We start from the raw sequence: 22,959 nt of genomic DNA on the forward strand, positions 1-22,959 counted from the left end.
CACCCAGCACACCTGGTCAACAGCACACGCGAACAAACGGGTACGTCACCAACAAGTGAACCTGGCCAAGCACTACTAGGAGATCGACGGAGTCGGGCTCCAAGGCCAGGGAGTCAGAGAACGAGTTCGGAAGGGAATGTCCATCCCAGTTTCTCGCCCCGTCACTGCTCAACCCCGGATGCCTCCCGGCAGAGGTCGTGCATTACACCGACCACGCCCAACAGCAGGACGGACCTCGACTCACGAACCCTCAAGACCGACATGAACCCCCACGACACACGCTGACAACAGCGCAGGTCAGGGCCCTAACACCGCAGAGAAGCACGTCTCAACGCACACAGCTCCGCATGAACCCGACACGAACCCCCACGGAATGCCCCAGGAGAAACCCCAGGTCAGCGCGCCGCTCTATGGGGAGTTCACCCCTCCCACTTCAATCACCCGATCGAACGCCTATGCAGAGTGCCTGGTCAACTAGCCGACCAGGCACTCTGGGGTGAGTGTCCGAGGGGGGAGTTGGACCAATACCCCACGGATCACGCCGCTGACCGTCGAACTGGAGCTGGCTCCGTCGTAGTCGCAGATTGGAATCCCTGGCAGGAGTCGCAGACAAGGGCTGCTCGTGTCAGCCCCCCATGTAGCCTGCGGAGAAGCACTGGTTATCAGGATGAACTACGTCTGCCGAAGGCGCGTGTTGGGTGCTCCCACTGGGGCACCATGTGCCCAGAGAGCAGCTTTCCCTGCCGGGTGGGCCTCGGGGAGCACACTGCTGGCCTGCCGATGGATTTCAGCCCACGGTTCCTCCGCTCGCGCGGAGAAAGACGCTACGCACGCAGCTCTGCAATCAAGGCGCGTACCGTCTCTGCCTCGGGCGAACCCAGCTCGGTGTAGTGGTGCAGGGCGCGCTCCCAGTGGTGCAAGGCGAGCCGCTGCGTGTCGTCCCGGCTGACTGAGCCCAGGCCACGGCGCGCCCGGGCCTCCTCGTACCTGCTGCCGCAGGACCGGCTCAGGCGCAGTGCCCGCAGCAGATGCAGCCGGGCTGACCGCCGGTCACCTGCCTTGGCGTAGGCTTCGCCCAGCCCGTTGAGCGTCATCGCCGCGTCGAGGTGTAGATCCCGTTCCACGAAGATCCGCCCAGCCTCTCGTAGATGGCCGATCGCGTCCGTGGTGCGTCCCAGCTCCATCTCGGCCAGCGACATCCCCCGCAGGGTGATGGCGCGGTTTCGCTCCGCCCCTAGCAGCTCGTACCCCCGCAGCGCCCGCAGATGGTCGTCCAGAGCCCCGACGTAATCCCCGGAGTAGTGCCGCACCCACGCATGATTCTCGACCGCGTTGGCGCTACCGTGCTCGTCGCCCGCCGCCTCGAAGTGGTGTGCGGCAGCCGTGTAGTGAGCGGACGCACCGGTCAGGTCACGTCTTTCCAACAGCGACAGCCCCAGGCTGTTGTGTAGGATGCCCTGCTCGCGATGTGCACCGGCCTGCTCAGCGGCGGCGAGCGCCACCCGATGTGTGTCCTCCCACGGTTTCCAGGTCTTGGCGAGGAAGAAGTATCCGCGCAGCGCGTCGGCGAGTAGCCAGCTGCGTGCCGGCGCCGAGGACTCGGCAGCGGCCCGGCAGATGCCCGCAAAGTTGTCAAGTTCGGCAGACAGCCAGGACACAGCGGCATGATGGGAGGAGATCTCCGGGGTGATCCCGGGTGGACGTCCCCATTCGTCCTGGAGCCGGTAACGGCAGGGCGACAGCACACGGTCGGCGCGGTCGGCGGTGGCAAGGTAGTGATCGACCAATCGATCAGCGGCGGCTTCCCGCTCCGATCGTGCCAGGTCCTCCCTGGCCCTCTCCCGGGCATAGTCGTGAACCAGTTCGTGCAGCCGATAGCGCCCTCGGTCCTCCTCCTGCACCATGTGGGCGCCGCACAGCCCTTCCAGGAGGCGGCGGACCCGGGCGAGGGGGACGCCTGTGAGAGCGGCGGCAGCGTGAATGCCCAACCTGGGGCCCGGGCTGATGCCACACAGCGCGAACAGGCGCCGTTGGTCCTGGTCGAGCTCGCGGTACGACACCGCCAGCACCGAGGTCATCTGGCGCTCCCCGTCATCGAGTTCGTACAGTCTGCTCTGCTCGTCCGCCAGCCACGCGGCCAGGTCGGCGAAGGCGGCCGGCTGCTTTCCCCGTACCCGAGCGGCTGAGATGCGCAGCGCCAACGGCAGTCCTCCGCATCGCTCGGCGATCCGCGAGGCGTGATGAACCAGCTCCTCGGCGGCTGGACCAACTGCCCTGGCGCCAAGGCATCCTGACACTTCCAGCAGCAGCCGGACGGCGGCCTCGTGCGGCAGCACGTCAAGGGCGATGCGGTGGGCGTCGTCCACCGCGGGGAGCAGCCGTCTGCTCGACACCAGTGCCCTGCTCCCGCCGGGCGGCGGCAGCATCGGATGCACTTGATCACTGTTGTGCGCGTCGTCCAGCACGACAAGCGTGGGCCGCTCTGCCAGATGACGGCGGTAGGCGGCGGCCCGGTCCTCGGCGTGGACGGGGATCGCCGGCTCCGGGACGCCCAGTTGGTGGAGCAGGTGCCCGAGTGCCTCCCCTGGTGAGAGCGGGGAGACACCTGACCTGTGTCCGTGCAGGTCGACGAAGAGAACACCGCCGGGGAACCGCCGCTGCCGGAGGACGGCGTGGGCGGCCTGGATCAGCAGCTCACTCTTGCCCACCCCGCCCGGCCCAGCCACCAAGCAGACGGCGGGGGCAGCCGGTCTGCCGCGCGGATCGAGTGTGGCCACCAGGGAGGCCAGTTCTGCCTCATGGCCGACGTGGACCGAGGCTGGAGGCGGAAGTCCGCCGGACGGCAAACCTGCAGGCTGCTGTGTGGTCGTGACAGTTACAAGTCCGCCCTGGATCACCGGGCCGTAGAAGACCCCGCCCGAGACGGCATTGTGCGCTTCTCCTAGTCCCGGTGGGGCATGAGACATCGAACCTGGCTCCTCTCAGCGGGGGTCTTGATGGGCACCGCTGGTTGCGCTCGCGCTCACCTCATACCCATCCCCTGCTGACCGGCCTCGCTCTCGACCGAATCAACGGAACAGTGTGTGATCCTTTGCCGAAGGGCCATCGGATAGATGCCCACTCCTCAATGGTCCGACATCCTGAGCCATATGACACCCACCCGCCGCCGAACGGGCTCACAAGGATCGGCCTAGCCACCGCACGCAGGCCAAAGCAACACGGAGGAACCCGTCCGCCTCGGGTGATCCGGGAGTGGGCGGTGGCCGGTGCTCCCGGCTTACGGCGAAGACGTGCCGGATGTCTGTCGCGTCCGGTACACCGAACTCCGGTGCCCTTTGGAGAACGTGACGGGCAGCGGTCACCCGGACTCCTTCGCGCAACAGCCGGTAGCGCAGCGCGTCGAGACAGAAGCGCGAGGCGAGCCAGGCGTCCCGCACCGGGTCCGTGCGCTGTCTGTCGGCTGCTGTCAGCCGGGTCCACAGCACGCTCTCGGCGTTTTGTGTCCAGAACCTGGCCTCGGCCGTCAGGTCCTGGACGGATGGCCAGGTGACCCCAGCCTCCTCCAGTGTTCCCATCACGGGATGGCGTTCTGTCAAAAGACGACAGGTGACTAGCGGGGCCCGTACCAGCCCGGCCACCTCGGTGACGTTCACGCGCAGGGTGGCGAGGTGCTGGTTCATGGCCGCAGCCAATGCGTACCAGCGCTCCTGACAAGGGTCGTCGTCGATGACGACCGTCACGTCGATGTCGCTGAAGCGGCTGACAGCCGCCGGATCGAGCGCCGACCCGGTAAGGACGGCGGCCAGGACGCCCTGCCGGCGCAGCACGTCGTGTGCCCAGGCCGCGATGTCCGCTGACGGCAGGAACGCGGGCAGGACCTGGCCGGGATCGGCCGCTGGGGCACCCGCGGCGCGCTCGCGAGCCGTCCGAAGCATCCGGACGGTCAGGTCGGCTCCCATCAATGAACGTACAGCCGCGGCGATCGCGGTTCGCTGAAAGTCCGTGGCGGGGTGCGAGTCATGATGTTCCACCACGACCTCATCGCTGTTCTGGACGATCCGCGAGACGCTGAGGTCGAGTTGCCTGCAGAGCTTGGCCAGATCGATCTTCCGTACCCCCCGCCCGTTCGGACCAGCCACCAGAGCGTGCTGGGTACGCGCAGCCAGAAGCCGCAGCCGCGGGCCGGGCCGTCGACAGCCACAAGGGCCGTCGACCCAGGCTCCCTTGTCCCCGTTGACATAGCGCAGGAGCGGCATGGCGCGGTTCACCAGCGGGGTCACCGCGATGTCACCGACGCCCCCGGGCGGCAGCGGGTCCCCTCGGTCTCCCACCACCTCCACGAAGGCATCCGTCTCCTCGACGTGGTAGGTCCCGCTCTCCCCACACTCGTGCGCGACGATGCCAGCTTCGGCCAGCGTGTAGAGCGCGGTGACCGGGCAGTCGAACGTCACCTGGATGCGTTCCCGCAAGCTGGGAGTGAACTGCTCACCGGACAGGACGACCAGCCGCGGACCGACCCCGCTCGATGGGCCGAGGCGATCGCACAAGGCAGCCATCACGCTGGGCATCACGGTGATTACCTTCCCGTGCATATCCCGGACGGCGGAACGGAATTCGTCGTCCGGCAACTGCCATGCACGGCTTAGGTTCCACTTGACCAGCCCGACGCCGGGCAGATCCGGTGAGACCGACGCTCTGGAGGTCGAAGCCAGATGCAGCGTCAGATGCGCGATCGCCAGACCGGCCTGTTTGCCGACGTGGCGCCGAACATGCCGGACCAAGGCAGAGAGTTCCGCATGCTGCGCCGCATCGTCGACAACGATCTCCACAGGTGCACCGGTCGTTCCGGTGGTGTGCACCCGCCTCCACCGGCGTGTGTCCCCCTCGGCCGACCACAGGCGTGGACGCTCACTCCGGACGTCTCCACGGTGCAGCAACGGTATCCGCCGAAGCGTTGCGACCGCGTTCTCTCCGGTCACTGGGCCTGGCGGAACCAGCGACTGGTAGTGGGGGACATGTCGGCGAGAGTACTCCAGCAGTTCGGCGAGCGCCGTAGACACCATCGTTCCGTTCACCCTGGTAGCCAATCTGCGGCTTCTTGATCGACATCGGCCATGAACGTGGACAGCTCATCGATGTCATGGCCGCTGGAGGCCCAGAATTGGGCGAGCGCGGCGGGGCTTGCCTCCTCCGCCGGCTCGCTAGCCACGGGCGTGTGTAGCGTCTGGGCGCGGTAGCTCACCATTCTGACGAGCTTTAGCAGGTCCCCAGTGTTCCCACCCTCGGCGGCCCAGTGGCTGCGCAGTTCGGCGAAGGCCTCCTCGACGTCCAGCAGCGAATCGGTCGACCGTGAGGAGTACACCAGCAGCCGCAGATGGCCGCGCAATAGCACCCCCGTCCGCTTGCTCATCCGCTTGGGGACGGCCTGTACGAACGCCTTTCGCAGATAGTCGGGCATACCAGTGGCACGGAGCGCCGACCTCATCACCCGTACGGGCCTCTTTCGTCCCATCACCGCGGGTCGCCCTTTGCCTTCCCACCGTCGGCCGCGAACCGGGTCACCTGCTGAAGGTTCTCCAACCGCCACAGCATACGATCGACCGCCTTGCGTACCGCAGGGTCCCGGGCCGGCGTTGCGGCGGCCTGCCGGACCAGCTCGAGCGCCCGGGCTGGCAGCCCCTGTCGCTCGTACACGAGGGCGAGCCCGTGTAGCGCACGGGGCAGATCGATGGTCAAGGACAGAGCGCGCATCTCGCGCACCGCGCGCTCTAGACGCCGCACCGCTGCTTCAGTTGAGCCGAGGCGCGCCTCGCACATGGCCAGGCTAGTCTCGGTATCCAGCCGGTGCCGGGCGTCGGCCACGTCGCCTCCCACGTCCAGAGCGCTGCGATAGGCTGTAGCAGCCTCCTCGTACCTTCCACGGCGCAGATGGACGTTGCCCTCCAGTTTGTGAGCGATCAGTAAGCCCGCGGTATCGCCCACACGGGCCCGCAGGGCAAGGCAGATACCCAGCTCGTGCAGCGTCGAGCGGTCATCCTCCTGCAGATAGGAGAGGAAGGCCCGCTGCCCCGCTAGCTCGGCGCGCAAAGCAGGGTAGCTGGCAGCTCCCGGAATCGACTCGCACTCGCGCGCCAACTGCCAAGCGGACCGGGTGTCGCCGAGTTGGGCGATCTTGCGAGACAGGCGGACCCGCAGGCGGACCCGGTCCGCTTCATCCCCGAGAGGGTCGGCCGCCTCGATGAGTGCCTTAGTGAGCAGGATGTACTCCTTCCAGAAGCCACGTGTGTTGAGCCGGTCCAACAACCGGTCAGGGACTGCGTCCAGAAGTGCCCGCCATTCACCGGTTTCCACCGCCACCAGTGCCACCGGTGCCAGCACACCCGAGAGCGATGCCAGCGCCTCGCTCTCCGCCTCGGCCGCCAGACCCGCCAGTTCGGCGAGGATGTCGTGCAGAGCGGCCCGGCGGGCGGGCGGGTCCACATCGTCCAGAGCCTGGACTACAAGCTGGGGCACCTCGACACCGCTGGCCACCTGGACGACGAGGCAGCGCAGCACCAGATCGGGCAACGAGGCGGTGAACCACGGCGGGAGGGCCATCCCGGCCGTGAGGAGATCCGCCAGCGGTACCCGGTCGAGTACCGCGGCGTAGGCGAGAGCCTTGCGGTACACGGCTGGCAGTCGGCCAACCGCGGTGGCCACGAGTTTCCGTGCGGAGAGTACGTCGGTGGGGAGGCCGGGGCGTATGAGCAGAGCCGCGGGAACGTAGGCGGTGTGCGCCAGAAAGGTACACAGCGCAAGGGGGTGTGAGAGCACATCACCTGGCAGTTGCTTCGCGAGTTCCTCCGGATCCACCGGAAGGTTCGTGCTCTGTGCCATATGCATGATGAAGTCGGTGCCTTCGGCACGGGACATCGGCGGCACCAGTAGGTGCCGGGCTTCAGTGGTGTCCGCTAAATGCTCCTGGGCAGTGGCCAGGACCAGGCAGTCACGGAGACCGTCGAAGGCACGCAGAATGGTGCTTCCGACGCGGCCCGCGTCCAAGTCGTCCAACAGCACCAGAAGCGGCTCGTCCACGACGCGTGCCAGCAGGGCCGCGAGCGCGTCCGGCCAGTCACGCAGGTAGAGGTCCTCACCGGCCAGCCCACGGCCGAATGTCCGGTCCAGCCAGCCGTTGACCTCGTCCACAAGATAGCGAGGCTCGGCGGCCGTGGTACCTCCCGCAGACAGGGCGAGGACGGTCCGGCCAACGCGGAGATCGTCAGCCGTGTCGCACAGCACATGTGTCTTGCCGATGCCGGCCAGTCCGCACAGCACGACCGGTGCCTCACCCACCGTTACTGCGGCGCGAGCCGCCGCCACAGCGGAGCCCCTTCGCCAACCGCTGACGGGCGCGTTGAAGCTCGACCGGTAATCCGCATGGTGCGATCCGCCCGGTAACGCCGGAACTAAGGGTTCCGGCGGTCCGGGTGCCTCGCCGCGGATTCCGGCACGGAGCCGGGAGAACGAACGGGGCTGATCCAGCCCGCCGCGGAAGTCGCAATAGGTGAACCGGTCCAGGAAGTCCAGATGTTCCAGGGCAGACTCCGACGCCTCCGGGAGCAGCACGGGTATCACCCGCATGGAGCGGCCGCTGACACGGCGGTTGATTGCGAGCCGTACCTCTTCGTTCTGCCACGGCCCCAGTCCGTGCGCGCCGCACATCGCGAGGCAGGAGGCGCTGTTGGCCAATGCCTCGTTCTGGCGCTCCTGCCATGGCTCGCCCGCCACCAGGCACCAGTCGTCGAGGAAGATGTGAAATCCCTCCTCGCGCAGCATCTCGGCGAGGCGGTGCACCACAGCCAGATCCCTGGCGTTGTAGCTGATGAACGCGTCGTGGGTCGGTGCTTGCCGAAGGGCTCCGCTCTCCACCATTCCCCCATAGATATGCGCGTTCCAGGCTTCCGTCGCGCGCATGCCGACCGCAACTCCCTTACTCACGACCATGATGGTCGCGTGCCGCACGAGGGGTCCGCCATGCCGCCCGGTCACCGGACGGTGTGGCGCAACCTCCCGATTCCGGAGGAATGCAGGCGCACGCTGCTGTCCAGCACTGTTACCCGATTATGCCCGTCGGTGGTGACACGGCGGTAACCCACCGTGGCCCAACGGTGCGCCCCGCCCGGCTCCCTGGCCCATTAGTACCTTGACGGAAAGGTGCATGGTTTGCTAAAGCGGCTTTCGCCGGGGCCGCCCTTCTCTGGGCGACTTGGGTGTCCGATTCGTTGCGGGCCCGGCGTGCCACCTCCGCAGCCTCCTCGGCCGCCTGGACCGCGTGCGTGTGATCGGCTTCTGCCAAGACGCGGGCCACTACGGCGAGCCTGCCGTGCATGGCGGCGGCTTGAGCGGCGGCGCGTGCGATCTCCATCGCCCCCTGCGCGTGGCTCAGCCGGGCGAGCGCCTCCGCCAAGCTCGGCGGCAGAGCGTGAGCGCCTTCGATGAGCATGTCCCGGGAGACTCCGAGCGCCGCCAGAGTGCCAAGATCAGCTGCGCGGTTTTGCATGATTCTTCGGTGTGTCAGTTCAACCTGGCTGAGCCCGGCATCGGCAGACGAGCGTCTCACGAGGGCGAGTTGGCGGTGGGGGTCAAGGACGAGCGCGGCCAGCCGCTCAAGGTCGCCCGCGCGGTCGAGCAGGGTCGGGTAGGCGTAGAGCAGATACGCCGGGGTGTCCGCAGGCCAGCCAGCGGCTCGGTACATCTCGGCTCAGAGCCTGTCGGGTGGCTGGTCGTAAGCGGTGTGTGATCGCTACCCAGGGGCATGGCGAAGGCCCCGGAATGATCACGTGGTGTGTGCCAGTGCGATAACTCCGGGGCCGTCAGCGGCTCATGTTATCCGTCCAGTCTGACCGATGCGATGTGGGAGGTTGTCCAGCCTCTGCTTCCGGTACGCGACCTGCGTAAAGGCGGTGGCGTGCGCAAGTACGGGGACCGGCTGGTCCTCGACTCGATCTTCTACGTGCTGCGGTCGGGCTGCCAGTGGCGGATGCTCCCGCATGACCTGATGCCTTGGGATGCAGCGCACCGCTGGTTCACCAAATGGCGCAGGGACGGCACGTGGGACGGCATCCACGACGCGTTGCGCCGACGGGTACGGGAGGAGGCGGGGCGGGATCCTGCCCCGTCGGCCGCGGTGATCGACGCCCAGTCGGTCAAGTGCAGCGAGGGCGGCCAAGCGCGAGGATTCGACGCTGGGAAGCGAACGGCGGGCAGGAAGAGGCACTTGATCGTGGACACGATGGGGCTCCTGCTGGTCGTCGCGGTCACCTCCGCCTCCGTCCAGGACCGCGCCGGAGGGCGCACGGTTCTGGCCCGGCTCGCCCAGGGCTTCTGCACCGTTGCATTGGTCTGGGCTGACGGTGGCTATGCCAACTCCGTTGATTCCAGGCCCCTTTCCTGGGCCCGTGACGCGTTGAACATCGTCGTGGAGATCGTGAAGCGGACCGACGATGTCAAAGGCTTCAAGGTGCTGCCCCGCCGTTGGGTTGTCGAGCGGACGTTCGGCTGGCTGGTCCGCAACCGCCGTCTGGCCCGCGACTATGAACGGCTCACCGCTACCTCGGAGGCCATGATCAAGGTAGCGATGATCCGGCTGATGCTCGTCCGCCTGGCGGGGCAGTCATCGCGCTGGAGCCACGATGACGAACGGAAAACCGCCCGCTCCACGAGCGTCGAGGGCCTCATCGCAGCGTGATCAACCAGCCACCCGACAGGCTCTCAGCCGACGGAGCGGGCGCGCCGGCCCGGAATGCCTCCTGAACGGTGGTGCGGCCCAGTCCTGTTTGGACGGCGAGCTGGGTCTTTGTCAGCCGGGCGCGGGCCAGCCCGTCGGTCAGTTTCTCGCGAAGCTCGGTGAGCGCCGCCTCGCACTCGCCGTGTTCATCGTGCACCCGTCCCGCCCAGCTCTGTGTGTTCGCTGGTGTTCATCTTCGTCCGGACGGACCCCGGCGAACACCGTTTCCGCGACCTTCGATCACGTCAACACCCCACCGTCTACAGGGAGTCTGTCGTGACCCGCCTCGCCGTTGTCCTGCTCACCACCGCGCTGGTCGTCGTGTTCGCGCTGTTGGTCGCCGTCGCAGCAGGCGCTCTCACCCGTCTCGACGGCGCCACCTACCCCGCCGCCCTCATGCGAGCCGCCACCGCATTCGCCGCCGTCCTCACCCTCGCGGCCGCCCTGACCGGAGCCCTCGCCCAGTTCATCTCCTGAACCCTCGTCAGGCCCGGTGCACCGCACCGTGCGATTACACCGAAGCCACCGATAGCACAACAGGCAGCCAGTGAACCTGTGCTTCGGCCGCACGGCGCGTACTGGGCATGCCGGCGCATAGCGAAGCGCACCCACAGCGGGAACGCGCCGACGTCACGGGCGATGCCTGTCCGTTGCCAGGGCGCCAGACCAACTCGTGAACAAAGCCAATCAGTGCCTCCTAGCGAGACTCGGCAGGCACGGCTGAAGTCCAAACTAGCTGGCCCGGTCGGCCTGTGTGGCTGAGCTGGGGAAAGCCCGCGGAGCAACGACCGACCAGTCCTCAAGGGCAGGTGCGGCTTCCTGCCAGGCCACCGGTTCGAACACCCAGGGCAACGATGGCAATCCCGCCGTCCTGCGTCCCTATTACTTCACGTCAGCACCAGACGGATTCGGTCCCGCTACCGGGCGCCACCTGTCGATGCCCACCACCCCGCACCGCACGGGCACAGCCCGTCCTCGTATCGCACGTCCCTTGCCGACGACCATCTGGCTCCCCGCCCCCGACCAGCCTCACGCCGCACCATCCCCGGGCACCGTGCTGCCCGACTGGGCCATCGAGCGCATCCGGACCGTGTTCACCACCCGGGCCGGTCAACTGCCCGCGCCTCTGCTCAAGATCTCTGTCCAGGACACCGTGCCGGGCATGGACGCCCGCACGCCAGCGATCACCTATAGCGATGGCGTGCCCAGCAGGTTGTCGCTGCTGCTCGCCGAACTCCACCCCGACGCTCTCCCGGAACCCACAGAGCTGCCGGTATGTGCGGTCAGCGAGATGCCGGGGGCCATGGAGGACGGCTGGCCGGGCTTCTTCCATCGTGCGCACCGGCTCCTGCCCGCCAGCGGGCTGCTGTTGCTGGCCACCCGCCAGCGACGGGACGAGGGCATCCTCACCGACCCGCTCGGCTCGCTCATCGCCTGCGCCCGCACCGCCGGCTTCCGGTACCTCCAGCACGTCATCGTCGCGCATGCCCACCCCGCCGACGACCGCCTCATCCCCACCCCACCCGTCGACGTCAGCCCCGGGGTGGCCCACAGCGACCTGATCCCCCTCTCCGCCATCCACGCCTGAACTAAGGAGATTCCCTTGTGACACGCTCCTCCTCGGTGTGGAACACCGCCCCCACCTCCGCCCCCGCCCAACGCAAAGGCCGCTACGTACCCGGCTCGGCAGCGCACCCAGCCAAGATGCACCCCGGCATCGCCGCCCACGCCATCACCACCTACACCCAGCCCGGTGATCTGGTCCTCGACCCCATGTGCGGCATCGGCACCACCCTCGTCGAAGCCCTCCACCTCGGCCGCAACGCCCTCGGCATCGAATACGAACCGAAGTGGGCAACCCTCGCCTCCCTCAACGCACGCGCCGCCGCACAAGAAAGCGGCGCGGGCACCGGCATCGTCCGCTGCGGCGACGCCCGACGCCTCACCGACCTCGCCCCCGCTGATGGCCGCGGCGAGGTGGATCTCGTGGTCACCTCACCTCCCTACGGTCCCAGCGTCCACGGACAGGTCCGCTCCTCCCGGGAGACCGGCGAACCCGGGGTAGTCAAGAAAAACTTCCGCTACGGCCACGACCGCGCCAATCTCGCCCACGTCCCCACCGCCCACCTCCTGGAGGCGTTCACCGAAATCCTCGCCCAGTGCCGCACCATGCTGCGCCCCGGCGGTACGGTCGTCGTCACCACCCGCCCCTGGCGTGAACGCGGGGAACTCATCGACCTGCCCTCCGCTGTTCTCGCCGCCGGCAAAGCCGCCGGCCTCACACCGTCCGAACGGTGCGTCGCCCTCCTCACCGGCATCCGCAACAGCCAGCTCGTCACTCGCCCGTCGTTCTTCCAGATGAAGAATGTCCGCGACGCCCGCCGCCAAGGCATCCCCCTCTCAGTGGTGCAGCACGAAGACGTTCTGATCTTCACCCGCCCAGGAAGAGGCAACGGGACGCCGTGTTCCAAGAGCAGCACCCCGGCTTCTGCAGCTGGCTTCCGCTCCCGGACCTGCGCCGCGAGAAGCAAGCCCCGTGTCGACTGAGGACGCTGGGGCCGATCTGGTGCCGTCGGCTGCCCGATGGCGGCGGGGTGAGTGATGACGGCCAACCCGTCAAACGGCTCGATGGCCCCCGAGGACACATCGCGGACACCTCCTGCGGCCCCGTCTCCCGAGCTGACAGTGCGTCTGCCCGAAGAGCCCCCGCATCTCTCCGAGACGGCGGCAGCAGCCCTGCTGCGCTTCGTCCGTGAGGAGTACCACCGGCTGGTGGACGTGCCGCCGGTTCACACAAACCCGTAGGAAGCGTGGGCACGGCGGACGACTGGCCCTCTTCGCAGAGCAGGAGGTACCACGGATCGCCGTCATCCGCCGTGCCCGCCGCACACCAAACCGAGAGAGCCAACGACCTATGGTCCACTTCGCTTTCGCCGGACGCTGCTCCACCGAGGACCTCCAAGACCCCGAGACCTCCCGCAACTGGCAGCTCACCCGTGCCCGCGCCCTCATCGAACCCGCCGGCGGCGAAATCGTCACCGAGTACTTCGACACCGGCCACTCCCGCGCTCTGCCCTGGAAACGTCGCCCCCGAGCAGCAGCCCTCCTCGACGCCCTCCGCAACCCGGACCGAGGCTTCGACGCCGTCGTCATCGGCGAGCCCCAGCGCACCTTCTACGGCAACCAGTTCGGCAACACTTTTCCCCTCTTCGTCCACTTCGGCGTACCGCTGTGGGTCCCCGAGGTCGGCGGGCCCATCGACCCCGACAACGAGGCCCACGACCTGGTTATGTCCGTCTTCGGCGGCATGAGCAAGGGCGAACGCACCCGCATCAAGATCCGGGTGCGCACCGCAATGGCCTCCCAAGCACAGATCGAAGGCCGCTACCTCGGCGGGCGCCCGCCCTACGGCTACCGACTCGTCGACGCCGGGCCGCATCCCAACCCGGCCAAGGCCGCCGACGGCAAACGCCTCCGCCGTCTGGAACCCGATCCCGAGACCGCCTGGGTTGTCGTCTGCATCTTCACCGAATACATCCGTGGCAGGGGCCTCTATGCCATCGCCGAAGGGCTGAGCCGCGACGGCATCCCCTGCCCCTCCGCCCACGACCGCGCCCGCAACCCGCATCGCAACGGCCACGCCTGGTCCAAGAGCGCCGTGCGCGCCATTTTGCGCAACCCCCGCTACACCGGCCACGAAGTGTGGAACAAGCAGCACAAGGACGAAGTCCTCCTCGACATCGACGATGTCACCCTCGGCCACCGCACCAAACTCACCTGGAACACCCCCGACGAGTGGATCTGGTCGGCCCAGCCAGTCCACGAACCGCTGATCAGCACGGAGACCTTCACCCGCGCGCAAGCCACGATGCCATCCCGCCGATCGGCGGGATCCGAGCGCAGCCCTCGCACCACCACCCGCGCCTACCCGCTCCGCGGGCGGCTGCGCTGTGGGATCTGTCGCCGCAAGATGCAGGGCAACTACAACAATGGCCAGCCCTATTACCGCTGCCGCTATCCATCTGAGTACGCGAAGAGCGAGTCCCTCAACCATCCGCTGACCGTCTACGTGCGCCAGAGCGCGATCCTGCCCCTGCTCGACGGCTGGATCGCCCGCGTCTTCGCCCCCGGCCACCTCAGCCGAACCCTCCAGGCCATGCGCGACAGCCAGCGGCAGCGATCTGCTCCCGCCCCGGCTCTGGAAGCAGCGCGGCGCGTCATCGCACACTCCCAGCAGCGCATCACCCGGTACCGGGCCGCCCTCGACGCCGGAGCAGACCCCACCCTCGTCGCCGGATGGATCACCGAAGCTCAAACCGAACAGACTGCAGCTCGACAACAGCTCGCCACGGCGTCACGCACGAAGCAGGCAATCCTCACCGACGACCAGATCCACCACATGATCAAGACCCTCGGCAACATGACCGACCGGCTCCAAGCCGCGGCCCCGGAGGACAAGGCTCCGCTTTACGTCGACTTCGGCCTTGAACTGGAGTACCACGCAAATCAGCGGGTTGTGACCGTAAGGTCACAACCCGCTGACATGCGCGTAATTGCGTGTCCGAGGGGGGACTTGAACCCCCACGCCCGATAAAGGGCACTAGCACCTCAAGCTAGCGCGTCTGCCATTCCGCCACCCGGACTAGGTGTGATCTTCGCGGGGCTTGCCCGCGGCGACATGGACAACAATACCAAGGTTTCGGAGTGCCTTTCACCTGCGTATCCGTGCGGGACATAAGGTCCGTTTATGGGTGATGAGGGACAGGTGGGGCCGCGTCGGCCGCGGGCGCTTTCGCCGTTGCGGGAGCACTTGCGGGACACGTTCTGGTTCGCGCCGACGGTCGGGCTGACGGGGGCCGTGGTGCTGTGGCTGGCGGCCATGGCGGCGGATACGGAGATCGTGGCGTATCTGCAGGGGCGGGGGGCGTACGGCGAGGTCGAGGATCTGATGTCCATCGCGGAGGACGCGCGGACGATCGTGACCACGGTCAGCTCGGCGATGATGACCTTCATCGGCGTGGTGTTCAGCATCTCGCTGGTCGCGGTGCAGATGGCGAGCGGGCAGCTGACTCCGCGGGTGGTGCGGATCTTCGTACGGAGCCGGATCAGCAAGGCGACGCTGGCGGTGTTTCTGGCGACGTTCCTGTTCTCGCTGCTGGTGCTCACCTCGTACGAGAGCGAGACGCCGGCGCGGGAGGTCGAGTCCGTACCGGTGGTGCAGAGTCTGCTGACCGTTGTGCTGGTGGTGCTGAGTCTGCTGCTGTTCATCGCGTATGTGTCCGCCACGCTGCGGTTGATGCAGGTGGGGCCGGTGGTGGACCGGATCGCGAAGGAGACGGGGCGGATGCTGGCGCGGCTGGAGGTGGGTGGGGAGGGCGGTGCGGTGCCGCTGCCCGGGGAGACGGGGCGGGTGGTGTACGAGGGGGCCGCCGGGGTGGTGCGGGATGTGAACGTGGCGCGGCTGGTGGGGGCGGCGCGGCGGCAGGGGGTGGTGCTGCGGCTGATTCCGAGGATCGGGGACTTCGTGATGCCGGGGACGCCGGTACTGGCGGTGCACGGCGGACCGGCGCCGTCCCGGCGGGCGTTGCGGTACACGGTGTCGGTGGGGGTGGAGCGGACGTTTCACCAGGATCTGGGGCTGGGGCTGCGGCAGTTGTCGGACATCGCGTTGCGGGCGCTGTCGCCGGCGGTGAACGATCCGACGACCGCGGTGCAGTGCCTGGACCGGATCGTGCAGATTCTGGCGGCGGTGGCGGAGCGGCCGCTGGGGACCGTGCACCACCGGGACCGGCGGGGGGCCGTGCGGCTGGCGCAGAGCGTTCCGGGGTGGGCGGATCTGGTGGACCTGGGGCTGACCGAGATCCGGGGGGCCGCGGTGGGGAGTCCGCAGGTGACGCGCCGGATGCTGGCCGGGATCGACGATCTGCTGCTGCTCGCGCCGGAGGAGCGGCAGGAGCCGCTGGTACGGCACCGCACCCTCCTGGTGCAGTCGGTGGAGGGTGCGGTGCCGGCCGCGGCGGACCGGCGGTTCGCCCTCTCCCCCGACCGGCAGGGGATCGGGTAGGGATGCCGTGGAGCGCCGCCGCACCGCGGGCGGGTCCTACGGCATCAGGTGGTACTCCGGGAAGTTGCCGGGGAGTCGCTCGTCCGCGGGACCCTCGGTCACGGCGCGGACGAGGAGGTCGCCGCCCACGAAGGCGCCGCGCCAGGAGTTGCCGAAGCCGCCGAAGAGTTCGTCGCGGTCGCCGCGGGAGCGGGGCTTGTTGCGGCCGACCTTGAAGGCGCGGATCTGCGGGGCCAGGCGGTCGTAGGTCTCGTCGCAGTCGCAGGAGAGGGTGGCGACCAGGGCGCCGTTGCTGGCGTTCATGGCGGCGAGGAGTTCCGCCTCGGTGTCGACGAGGACGATGGTGTCGACGGGGCCGAAGGGCTCGGCGTGGTGGAGCGGGGAGGACGGGGGTGGGGACAGGAGGGTGGTGGGCGGGAGGTAGGCGGAGGTGTCCTGGGAGGGCAGGAAGTGGCCGTCGGTGAGGGTGCCGCGGTGCAGGGGGACGGCGCCGCGGGAGATCGCCTCGGTGACGAGGTCGGCGAGTTCCTTGGCCTTGGCGGCGTTGATCAGGGGGCCGAAGTCGAGGTCGGGGAGGGGGGCGGCGGGGTCGGGGACGGCCAGCGGGTGGCCGAAGCGGACGCCGCGGACGGCCGGGAGGTAGGCGGCGAGGAAGTCCGCGAACGCCTCGCGCTGGACGACGAATCGGGGGTAGGCGGTGCAGCGCTGCTTGGCGTAGTCGAAGGTCTTGCGGAGCTGGGGGGTGAGGGACGGCCAGTCGGTGAAGTTCCAGATGGCCCAGGTGTTGAGGCCCTCCTGTTCGAGGATGTGGCGCTTGCCGAGGTCGGCGACGGCGGTGGCGACCCGGGCGCCGGTGTCGCGTCCGCCGACGAAGGAGACGCAGCCGATCTCCGGTGAGCGTACGAGGGCCGGCGAGAGGGCGCTGCCGCTGCCGCTGACCAGGGTGGCCGGGACGCCTTCGCGGGCGGCCAGGGCGCAGGCGAGGGTGAGGCAGACCAGGCCGCCGTCGGTGGGGGTCTTTGCGATCACCGCGTTGCCGGCCAGGGCCTGGACCAGCATCGCGTGGATCAGGACCGACATGGGGTAGTTCCAGCTGGCGATGTTGCTGACCGGGCCGGGCAGCGGGGACCGGTCGGTGAGGATCCGGTCGATCTCGGTGACGTACCAGCGGACGCCGTCGATGGCGCGGTCGACGTCGGCCCGGGCCGCCTTCCAGGGCTTGCCGATCTCCCAGACGAGGAGCAGTGCGAGCAGGTCGCGGTGCTCGGTGAGGGCGTCGAGGGTGGCGGAGATGCGGGCCTTGCGTTCGGCGAGCGGGATCCGGCGCCAGGCGCGGTGCTGGTCGAGGGAGGCGCGGACGGCGCCCAGCGCGGCGTCCGCGTCGAGGCGGGGCGGGCCGGCGATGGCGGTGCCGTCGACGGGGCTGACGGCGGGCAGCGGGTCGCCGTCGGCGTGCCAGGTGCCGGCCCAGAGGTTGCGTACCCGGTCGTCGCGGAACGCCTCGGGGGCGGCGGCCCGGCTGCGCTGCCAGGCGTCCTGCCAGGAGGTGCCGGGTTTGAGGGTGGGTGTCGGGGTGGTTGCGGGGGTGGGTGCCATCGGGTGTCTCCGCTCTCGGTGCACGGCCGGAGGGGCAGGGTGGTGGCGCTCGGCGGCTCCTGGGAAGAGCCGTGTTACTGGACGGTAGCGGTGTGTGGTGGCGCGCGGGCCGTTGCGGCGTCGGGTATGGCGAGTGTCACTCGGGGCGGTTGGCGGGACCACCCGGGGGCGGCGACCGGTGGGCACGGCGTTCCCGTACGGGGTGGTGGCTGCCAGAGGCTCGCCTACGGGGCGGGCGGCGCACCTCTCCGCGGCGCCCGCCGATCGCGCCGATGAGGGCGTTGAGTTGGGCCGCGTCGGGCAGGGGCCGAGGCCGGCGTCGCCCATTCCGCTCTGAGCGCCGATCCCGGTCCGGGCCGTGTCGGCGAACCGGCCGCCGCTCACCGTGTGCCCCTCTGGACATCGGCGACCCGATGAGAGATAACGGTTTCATACAGTATTCGTCGACTGTATGCAATCTGCCGGGAGTGCCGGTCGATGGCGCCCGCACGACCCGAGGAAGGGAAGCGATGCACATGCCCGAGGACGCCCAGGACCTCGTCTCCGGCGGGCACTTGGTCGCCAAGGCGCTCAAGGCGGAGGGGGTCGACGTCATCTACACCCTCTGCGGCGGCCACATCATCGACATCTACGACGGCTGCGTCGACGAGGGCATCGACGTGGTGGACGTACGCCATGAGCAGGTCGCCGCGCATGCCGCGGACGGCCGTGCCCGGCTCACCGGGCGGCCCGGCTGCGCGGTGGTCACCGCGGGTCCCGGCACCACCGACGCGGTCACCGGAGTCGCCAACGCCTTCCGGGCCGAGTCGCCGATGCTGCTGATCGGTGGTCAGGGCGCCCGCACCCAGCACAAGATGGGCTCGCTCCAGGACCTCCCGCATGTCGAGATGATGACGCCGATCACCAAGTTCGCCGCCACCGTCCCGGACACCGCGCGCGTCGCCGACATGGTCTCGATGGCGTTCCGCGAGTGCTACCACGGCGCGCCCGGCCCCTCCTTCCTGGAGATCCCGCGCGATGTGCTGGACGCCGAGGTGCCCGTCGCGCAGGCCCGGATCCCGCAGGCCGGGCGCTATCGGGCCTCGACCCGCTCGGCCGGCGACCCCGAGGCCGTGGCGCGGCTGGCCGACCTGCTGGTGCACGCCGAGAAGCCGGCGATCCTGCTCGGCAGCCAGGTGTGGACGACGCGCGGCACCGCCGCCGCCATCGACCTCGTCCGGACCCTGAACATCCCGGCGTACATGAACGGCGCCGGGCGCGGCACGCTGCCGCCCGGGGATCCGCACCACTTCCAGCTGTCGCGCCGGTACGCGTTCGGCCACGCCGACGTCCTGGTCGTCGTGGGCACGCCCTTCGACTTCCGGATGGGGTACGGCAGGCGGCTGTCGCCGGACGCGGCGGTGGTGCAGATCGATCTGGACTACCGGACGGTGGGCCGGAACCGCGACATCGACCTCGGGATCGTCGGGGACGCGGGGCTGGTTCTGGCGTCGGTCGCCGCCGCCGCGTCGGGCCGGATCGACGGCGGCGCGGCCCGCCGCAAGGAGTGGCTCGACGAGCTGCGGGCCGTCGAACAGGCCGCACTGGACCGGCGGTTGCCGCAGCTGCGGTCCGGCGCCTCCCCCATCCATCCCTACCGGCTGGTCAGCGAGATCAACGACTTCCTGACCGAGGACTCGATCTACATCGGCGACGGCGGCGACATCGTCACCTTCTCCGGGCAGGTGGTGCAGCCCAGGTCGCCCGGCCACTGGATGGACCCGGGCCCGCTGGGCACCCTCGGCGTCGGGATCCCCTTCGTCCTCGCCGCCAAGCAGGCCCGGCCGGACAAGGAGGTGGTCGCGCTGTTCGGCGACGGTGCGTTCAGCCTGACCGGCTGGGACTTCGAGACCCTGGTCCGCTACGACCTCCCGTTCGTCGGCGTCGTCGGCAACAACTCCTCGATGAACCAGATCCGTTACGGCCAGAAGGCCAGGTACGGCGCGTCGCGCGAGCGGGTCGGCAACACCCTCGGCGATGTGCCCTACGACAAGTTCGCCCAGATGCTTGGCGGTTACGGCGAGGAGGTCCGCGACCCGGCGGACATCGGGCCGGCGCTCCGCCGGGCGCGGGAGTCCGGGAAGCCCTCGCTGATCAACGTATGGGTGGACCCGGACGCCTACGCCCCAGGAACCGTGAACCAGACCATGTACAAGTAGGAGGGAGCCCGTCGTGACCAAGGCCCTCGACGGTATTCGCGTCCTCGACATGACGCATGTTCAGTCCGGGCCGTCCGCAACGCAGTTGCTCGCCTGGCTCGGTGCGGACGTCGTCAAGCTGGAGGCCACCACCGGTGACATCACGCGCGGCCAGCTGCGCGACATCCCGGACGTGGACTCCCTCTACTTCACGATGCTCAACTGCAACAAGCGCAGCATCACCCTCGACACCAGGACCGCCCGCGGCAAGGAGCTGCTGACCGAGCTGATCCGCCGCAGCGACGTCCTCGTGGAGAACTTCGGTCCGGGCGCGGTGGACCGCATGGGCTTCACCTGGGAACGGATCCGGGAGATCAACCCGCGGATCGTCTACGCCAGCATCAAGGGCTTCGGCGAGGGCCCGTACACCGACTTCAAGGCGTACGAGGTGGTGGCCCAGGCGATGGGCGGTTCGATGGCCACCACCGGCTTCGCGGACGGGCCGCCGCTGGCGACCGGGGCGCAGATCGGCGACTCGGGGACCGGTGTGCACTGCGTGGCCGGGATCCTCGCCGCGCTCTACCAGCGGACCTCGACCGGCCGCGGACAGCGGGTCAGGGTCGCCATGCAGCATGCCGTGCTCAACCTCTGCCGCGTCAAGATCCGCGACCAACAGCGCCTGGAACACGGGCCGTTGACGGAGTACCCGAACGACAGCTTCGGCGACGAGGTGCCGCGCAGCGGCAATGCCAGCGGCGGCGGGCAGCCGGGGTGGGCGGTGCGGTGCGCACCGGGCGGGCCCAACGACTACGTCTACGTGATCGTGCAGCCGGTCGGCTGGCGACCGCTCACCGAGCTGATCGGGCGGCCCGAGCTGGCCGAGGACCCGGACTGGGCGACGCCGCAGGCCCGGCTGCCCCGGCTGGCGAAGATGTTCCAGCTGATCGAGGAGTGGAGCGGCACCCTGCCCAAGTGGGAGGTGCTGGAGCGGCTGAACGCGCACGGCATCCCCTGCGGGCCGATCCTGTCGACCAAGGAGATCGTCGAGGACGCCTCGCTGGCCGCCGACGAGATGGTCGTCCGGGTCGAGCACCCCGAGCGCGGCCCGTTCACCACCGTCGGCTCACCGCTGAAACTGTCCGACTCCCCCGTCGAGATCAGCCGTTCCCCGCTGCTGGGCGAGCACAACGAAGAGGTCTACGGGGGCGAGCTGGGGCTGGACGACGAGGAGCTGCGACTGCTGAGGGCGAGCGGGGTGATCTGATGGGGCTTCGGGCACCGGGGGCGCGCTGACCGGGTTCTTTCGATCCAAGGGGAATCCGAGGGGAACGACGTGACCGACCTCGCGCCGGACGGCACACCAGGCGGCAGCCTCAACTACCGGGAGATCACCGACGGCAGGGGCCGGGTCTACCGGGTCGGCGAGACCGACCGCGAACTGCTCGGCGGCCGCTCCCGGAAACTGATGGTGTATCTGCCGTGGCTCGCGATGATGGCCATCAGCGTGTCCGAGTACGCCTACGGATCCGCCGAGGACACCCTCTCGCACGCCCACCACTGGGCACAGGGTGATGCCTTCTGGGTCCTGAGCGTCTGGGTGTTCTTCCAGGCCGGGATCGCCTTTCCGGCGGGCTGGCTGCGGGAGCGCGGAGTCCTCACCGCCCGGCGGGCGATGTTCCTCGGTGCGGCCCTGAGCCTGCTCGGCTTCGTCGCCCTCTCGCATCTGGGCGGCGTCCTGCCGGTGATCTGCGGCTTCGGCGTCCTCGGCGGGATCGGCTCCGGACTCGTCTACGCCACCTGCATCAACATGGTGGGAAAGTGGTTTCCGGAGCGCCGGGGCGCCCGGACCGGATTCGTCAACGGCGGATTCGCCTACGGCGCGCTGCCGTTCATCTTCCTCTTCAACTACGCCTTCGACACCGGCGACTTCCACGAGGTGCTGGACCTCATCGGGGTCTATGTGCTGATCGTCGTGGCGGGCTGCGCCTGGTTCTTCAAGGACCCGCCGAAGAACTGGTGGCCCCCGGACATCGACCCGCCGCACTGCGGCGGCAACGCGAGAAGCGCGGCGGGCCCGGTCAAGAACCCGCCGGCGGCACGGCAGTTCACGCCCGGCGAGGCCGTCCGCAGCGGAATGCTTCCGTTGATATGGGTCAGCGTCGTCCTGACCGCCGGCGTCTCCGTCTTCGGGATCTCCTTCCAGGTGGACTTCGCCAGGGAGGTGGGATTCGGCCCGCTGGTGGCGGCCTCGTCCATGGGCCTGATGTCCGTCGTCAACGGCGTCGGACGGGCCGTGGTCGGCTGGCTCTCGGACCTCTGGGGCCGGAAGTCCACGCTGGTGTTCGTCATCGTCGCCCTGGGCCTGGCGCAGTTCGGCGTGATCTGGGCCGGTGACATCCACAGCGAAGGGCTGTTCCTGGCCTTCGCCTTTCTCTCCGGCTTCGGGGGCGGCGCCTTCTACCCGCTCTTCGCGGCCCTGACCCCCGACTACTTCGGCGAGAACCACAACGCCACCACCTACGGCCTGGTCTACAGCGGAAAGCTCGTCAGCGGCCTGTTCGGCGGCGGCCTCGGCTCCCTGGTCGTCACCGCCTGGGGCTACGACGGCGCCTACGCCCTGGCCGGCGGCGTCTCCATGGTGGCGGCGGTCTTCGCCCTCCTGCTCCACCCGCCGGGAGGCACCGGCGTCCGCGACGTCACGCCCGATCCCCGCCCGATCGGCCGGGAGACGATCTGAACGGCGACCCGGGAACGCGTCGGGCCGGGCGCCCGGCACCGGGAGGACTCCCGGCGGGGCGCCCGGCCCTGCGAGACCCCTCAGACCGAGACCCCTCAGACCGAGACCCTTCAGACCGCGTCGTGCGCGGTCTCTTCCCCGTTGGTGCGGTCGGCGATGGCGCGGTGGTGGCGGACGACCTCGTCGATGATGAAGTTGAGGAACTTCTCGGCGAAGGCGGGGTCGAGGCGGGCGTCCTCGGCCAGGCGGCGGAGGCGTTCGATCTGGGCGGCCTCGCGGGCCGGGTCGGCGGGCGGCAGGCTGTGCCGGGCCTTGAGCTCGCCGACCTGCTGGGTGCACTTGAAGCGTTCGGCGAGCAGGTGCACCAGCGCCGCGTCGAGGTTGTCGATGCTGCCGCGCAGGTAGAGCAGCTGCTCGCGGGCCGCCTGGTCGGCGACGGAGGTGGCGTCGCCGACCGCCGGTGCTGTCCCTTCGCTCATGTGCGTCTCGCCGTCTCTGGTCGGTTGTGGGGCTGTGTCCGCGATGCGGTACCGCGTGATCGTCTGCACATTACCCGGACCGCGGCGAGTGATTCGTGCCGGTCTCGCGGATCGGACGGGGCGCGGAAGCCGTCCGGCCC

Annotated in this window: 16 protein-coding genes and 1 tRNA gene; 9 read left to right on the plus strand and 8 right to left on the minus strand. The window is 69.0% G+C overall.

What is annotated here, in order from left to right:
- Positions 1-824 precede the first annotated feature (824 nt).
- From GR130_RS27880 to GR130_RS27895, 4 genes are all read right to left on the minus strand, one after another.
- The gene (locus tag GR130_RS27880; RefSeq protein WP_328707569.1) at positions 825-2,966 is read right to left on the minus strand and encodes an ATP-binding protein; all 2,142 of its coding nucleotides are present in this window, start codon (positions 2,964-2,966) and stop codon (positions 825-827) included.
- Positions 2,967-3,176: 210 nt separating this feature from the next.
- Positions 3,177-4,829 carry a hypothetical protein gene (locus GR130_RS27885; protein ID WP_159507260.1) on the minus strand — a complete coding sequence of 551 codons (1,653 nt, stop codon included), beginning with the start codon at positions 4,827-4,829 and terminating at the stop codon, positions 3,177-3,179.
- Between the two features lie 242 nt (positions 4,830-5,071).
- Positions 5,072-5,458, minus strand: a complete 387-nt coding sequence (locus GR130_RS27890; protein WP_159507261.1) for a hypothetical protein — start codon at positions 5,456-5,458, stop codon at positions 5,072-5,074.
- A 53-nt stretch (positions 5,459-5,511) separates the two neighbouring features.
- Positions 5,512-7,953 carry a toll/interleukin-1 receptor domain-containing protein gene (locus tag GR130_RS27895; protein WP_159507262.1) on the minus strand — a complete coding sequence of 814 codons (2,442 nt, stop codon included), beginning with the start codon at positions 7,951-7,953 and terminating at the stop codon, positions 5,512-5,514.
- Between the two features lie 871 nt (positions 7,954-8,824).
- Here GR130_RS27895 and GR130_RS27900 point away from each other — a divergent pair.
- Positions 8,825-9,727, plus strand: a complete 903-nt coding sequence (locus GR130_RS27900; RefSeq protein WP_268977942.1) for an IS5 family transposase — start codon at positions 8,825-8,827, stop codon at positions 9,725-9,727.
- Here the strand turns inward: GR130_RS27900 and GR130_RS27905 are convergent.
- Positions 9,714-9,923, minus strand: coding sequence for a hypothetical protein (locus GR130_RS27905; RefSeq protein ID WP_159507264.1), 210 nt, complete (start codon positions 9,921-9,923; stop codon positions 9,714-9,716). The genes GR130_RS27900 and GR130_RS27905 overlap by 14 nt on opposite strands.
- 119 nt (positions 9,924-10,042) lie before the next feature.
- Between GR130_RS27905 and GR130_RS27910 the strand changes: the two genes are divergently transcribed.
- The 4 genes from GR130_RS27910 (at position 10,043) to GR130_RS27925 (ending at position 14,360) form a co-directional block, all read left to right on the plus strand.
- Positions 10,043-10,243, plus strand: coding sequence for a hypothetical protein (locus GR130_RS27910; protein WP_159507265.1), 201 nt, complete (start codon positions 10,043-10,045; stop codon positions 10,241-10,243).
- 514 nt (positions 10,244-10,757) lie between these two features.
- Positions 10,758-11,354, plus strand: coding sequence for a hypothetical protein (locus tag GR130_RS27915; RefSeq protein ID WP_236573575.1), 597 nt, complete (start codon positions 10,758-10,760; stop codon positions 11,352-11,354).
- A gap of 17 nt (positions 11,355-11,371) precedes the next feature.
- Positions 11,372-12,313, plus strand: coding sequence for a TRM11 family SAM-dependent methyltransferase (locus GR130_RS27920; protein WP_159507267.1), 942 nt, complete (start codon positions 11,372-11,374; stop codon positions 12,311-12,313).
- A 367-nt stretch (positions 12,314-12,680) separates the two neighbouring features.
- A complete protein-coding gene (locus GR130_RS27925) occupies positions 12,681-14,360 on the plus strand; it encodes a recombinase family protein (RefSeq protein WP_159507268.1) in 1,680 nt (559 codons plus the stop codon).
- Here the strand turns inward: GR130_RS27925 and GR130_RS27930 are convergent.
- Positions 14,325-14,409, minus strand: a tRNA-Leu gene (locus GR130_RS27930). The two genes, GR130_RS27925 and GR130_RS27930, sit on opposite strands and share 36 nt — an antisense overlap.
- 104 nt (positions 14,410-14,513) lie before the next feature.
- On the opposite strand from GR130_RS27930, the gene GR130_RS27935 reads away from it, so the two are divergent.
- Positions 14,514-15,830: a DUF2254 domain-containing protein gene (locus tag GR130_RS27935; RefSeq protein WP_159507269.1), complete on the plus strand. Its 1,317-nt coding sequence runs from the start codon at positions 14,514-14,516 to the stop codon at positions 15,828-15,830.
- A 36-nt stretch (positions 15,831-15,866) separates the two neighbouring features.
- On the opposite strand, the gene GR130_RS27940 is transcribed toward GR130_RS27935, so the two are convergent.
- Complete coding sequence (locus tag GR130_RS27940; protein WP_159507270.1) at positions 15,867-17,426, minus strand: aldehyde dehydrogenase family protein; 1,560 nt, start codon at positions 17,424-17,426, stop codon at positions 15,867-15,869.
- Between the two features lie 515 nt (positions 17,427-17,941).
- Here GR130_RS27940 and GR130_RS27945 point away from each other — a divergent pair.
- From GR130_RS27945 to GR130_RS27955, 3 genes are all read left to right on the plus strand, one after another.
- Positions 17,942-19,624 carry a thiamine pyrophosphate-binding protein gene (locus GR130_RS27945; RefSeq protein ID WP_159510264.1) on the plus strand — a complete coding sequence of 561 codons (1,683 nt, stop codon included), beginning with the start codon at positions 17,942-17,944 and terminating at the stop codon, positions 19,622-19,624.
- Between the two features lie 13 nt (positions 19,625-19,637).
- On the plus strand, positions 19,638-20,867 hold the full coding sequence (frc, locus tag GR130_RS27950; protein ID WP_159507271.1) for a formyl-CoA transferase: 1,230 nt from the start codon (positions 19,638-19,640) through the stop codon (positions 20,865-20,867).
- A gap of 69 nt (positions 20,868-20,936) precedes the next feature.
- On the plus strand, positions 20,937-22,340 hold the full coding sequence (locus GR130_RS27955; protein WP_159507272.1) for an OFA family MFS transporter: 1,404 nt from the start codon (positions 20,937-20,939) through the stop codon (positions 22,338-22,340).
- A gap of 110 nt (positions 22,341-22,450) precedes the next feature.
- Here GR130_RS27955 and GR130_RS27960 read toward each other — a convergent pair whose 3' ends face one another.
- The gene (locus GR130_RS27960) at positions 22,451-22,819 is read right to left on the minus strand and encodes a chorismate mutase (protein WP_159507273.1); all 369 of its coding nucleotides are present in this window, start codon (positions 22,817-22,819) and stop codon (positions 22,451-22,453) included.
- Positions 22,820-22,959: the final 140 nt, after the last annotated feature.

It is taken from the genome of Streptomyces sp. GS7 (assembly GCF_009834125.1).
Taxonomy (GTDB): Bacteria; Actinomycetota; Actinomycetes; order Streptomycetales; family Streptomycetaceae; genus Streptomyces.

What these genes read in the sequence shown, in the direction of transcription:
- GR130_RS27925 (WP_159507268.1), top strand. Translation starts at nt 12,681, where the DNA reads ATGGTCCACTTCGCTTTCGCCGGACGCTGCTCCACCGAGGACCTCCAA.
- GR130_RS27960 (WP_159507273.1), bottom strand. Translation starts at nt 22,819, where the DNA reads ATGAGCGAAGGGACAGCACCGGCGGTCGGCGACGCCACCTCCGTCGCC.
- GR130_RS27895 (WP_159507262.1), bottom strand. Translation starts at nt 7,953, where the DNA reads ATGCGCGCGACGGAAGCCTGGAACGCGCATATCTATGGGGGAATGGTG.
- GR130_RS27945 (WP_159510264.1), top strand. Translation starts at nt 17,942, where the DNA reads ATGCCCGAGGACGCCCAGGACCTCGTCTCCGGCGGGCACTTGGTCGCC.
- GR130_RS27880 (WP_328707569.1), bottom strand. Translation starts at nt 2,966, where the DNA reads ATGTCTCATGCCCCACCGGGACTAGGAGAAGCGCACAATGCCGTCTCG.
- GR130_RS27935 (WP_159507269.1), top strand. Translation starts at nt 14,514, where the DNA reads ATGGGTGATGAGGGACAGGTGGGGCCGCGTCGGCCGCGGGCGCTTTCG.
- GR130_RS27890 (WP_159507261.1), bottom strand. Translation starts at nt 5,458, where the DNA reads ATGCCCGACTATCTGCGAAAGGCGTTCGTACAGGCCGTCCCCAAGCGG.
- GR130_RS27940 (WP_159507270.1), bottom strand. Translation starts at nt 17,426, where the DNA reads ATGGCACCCACCCCCGCAACCACCCCGACACCCACCCTCAAACCCGGC.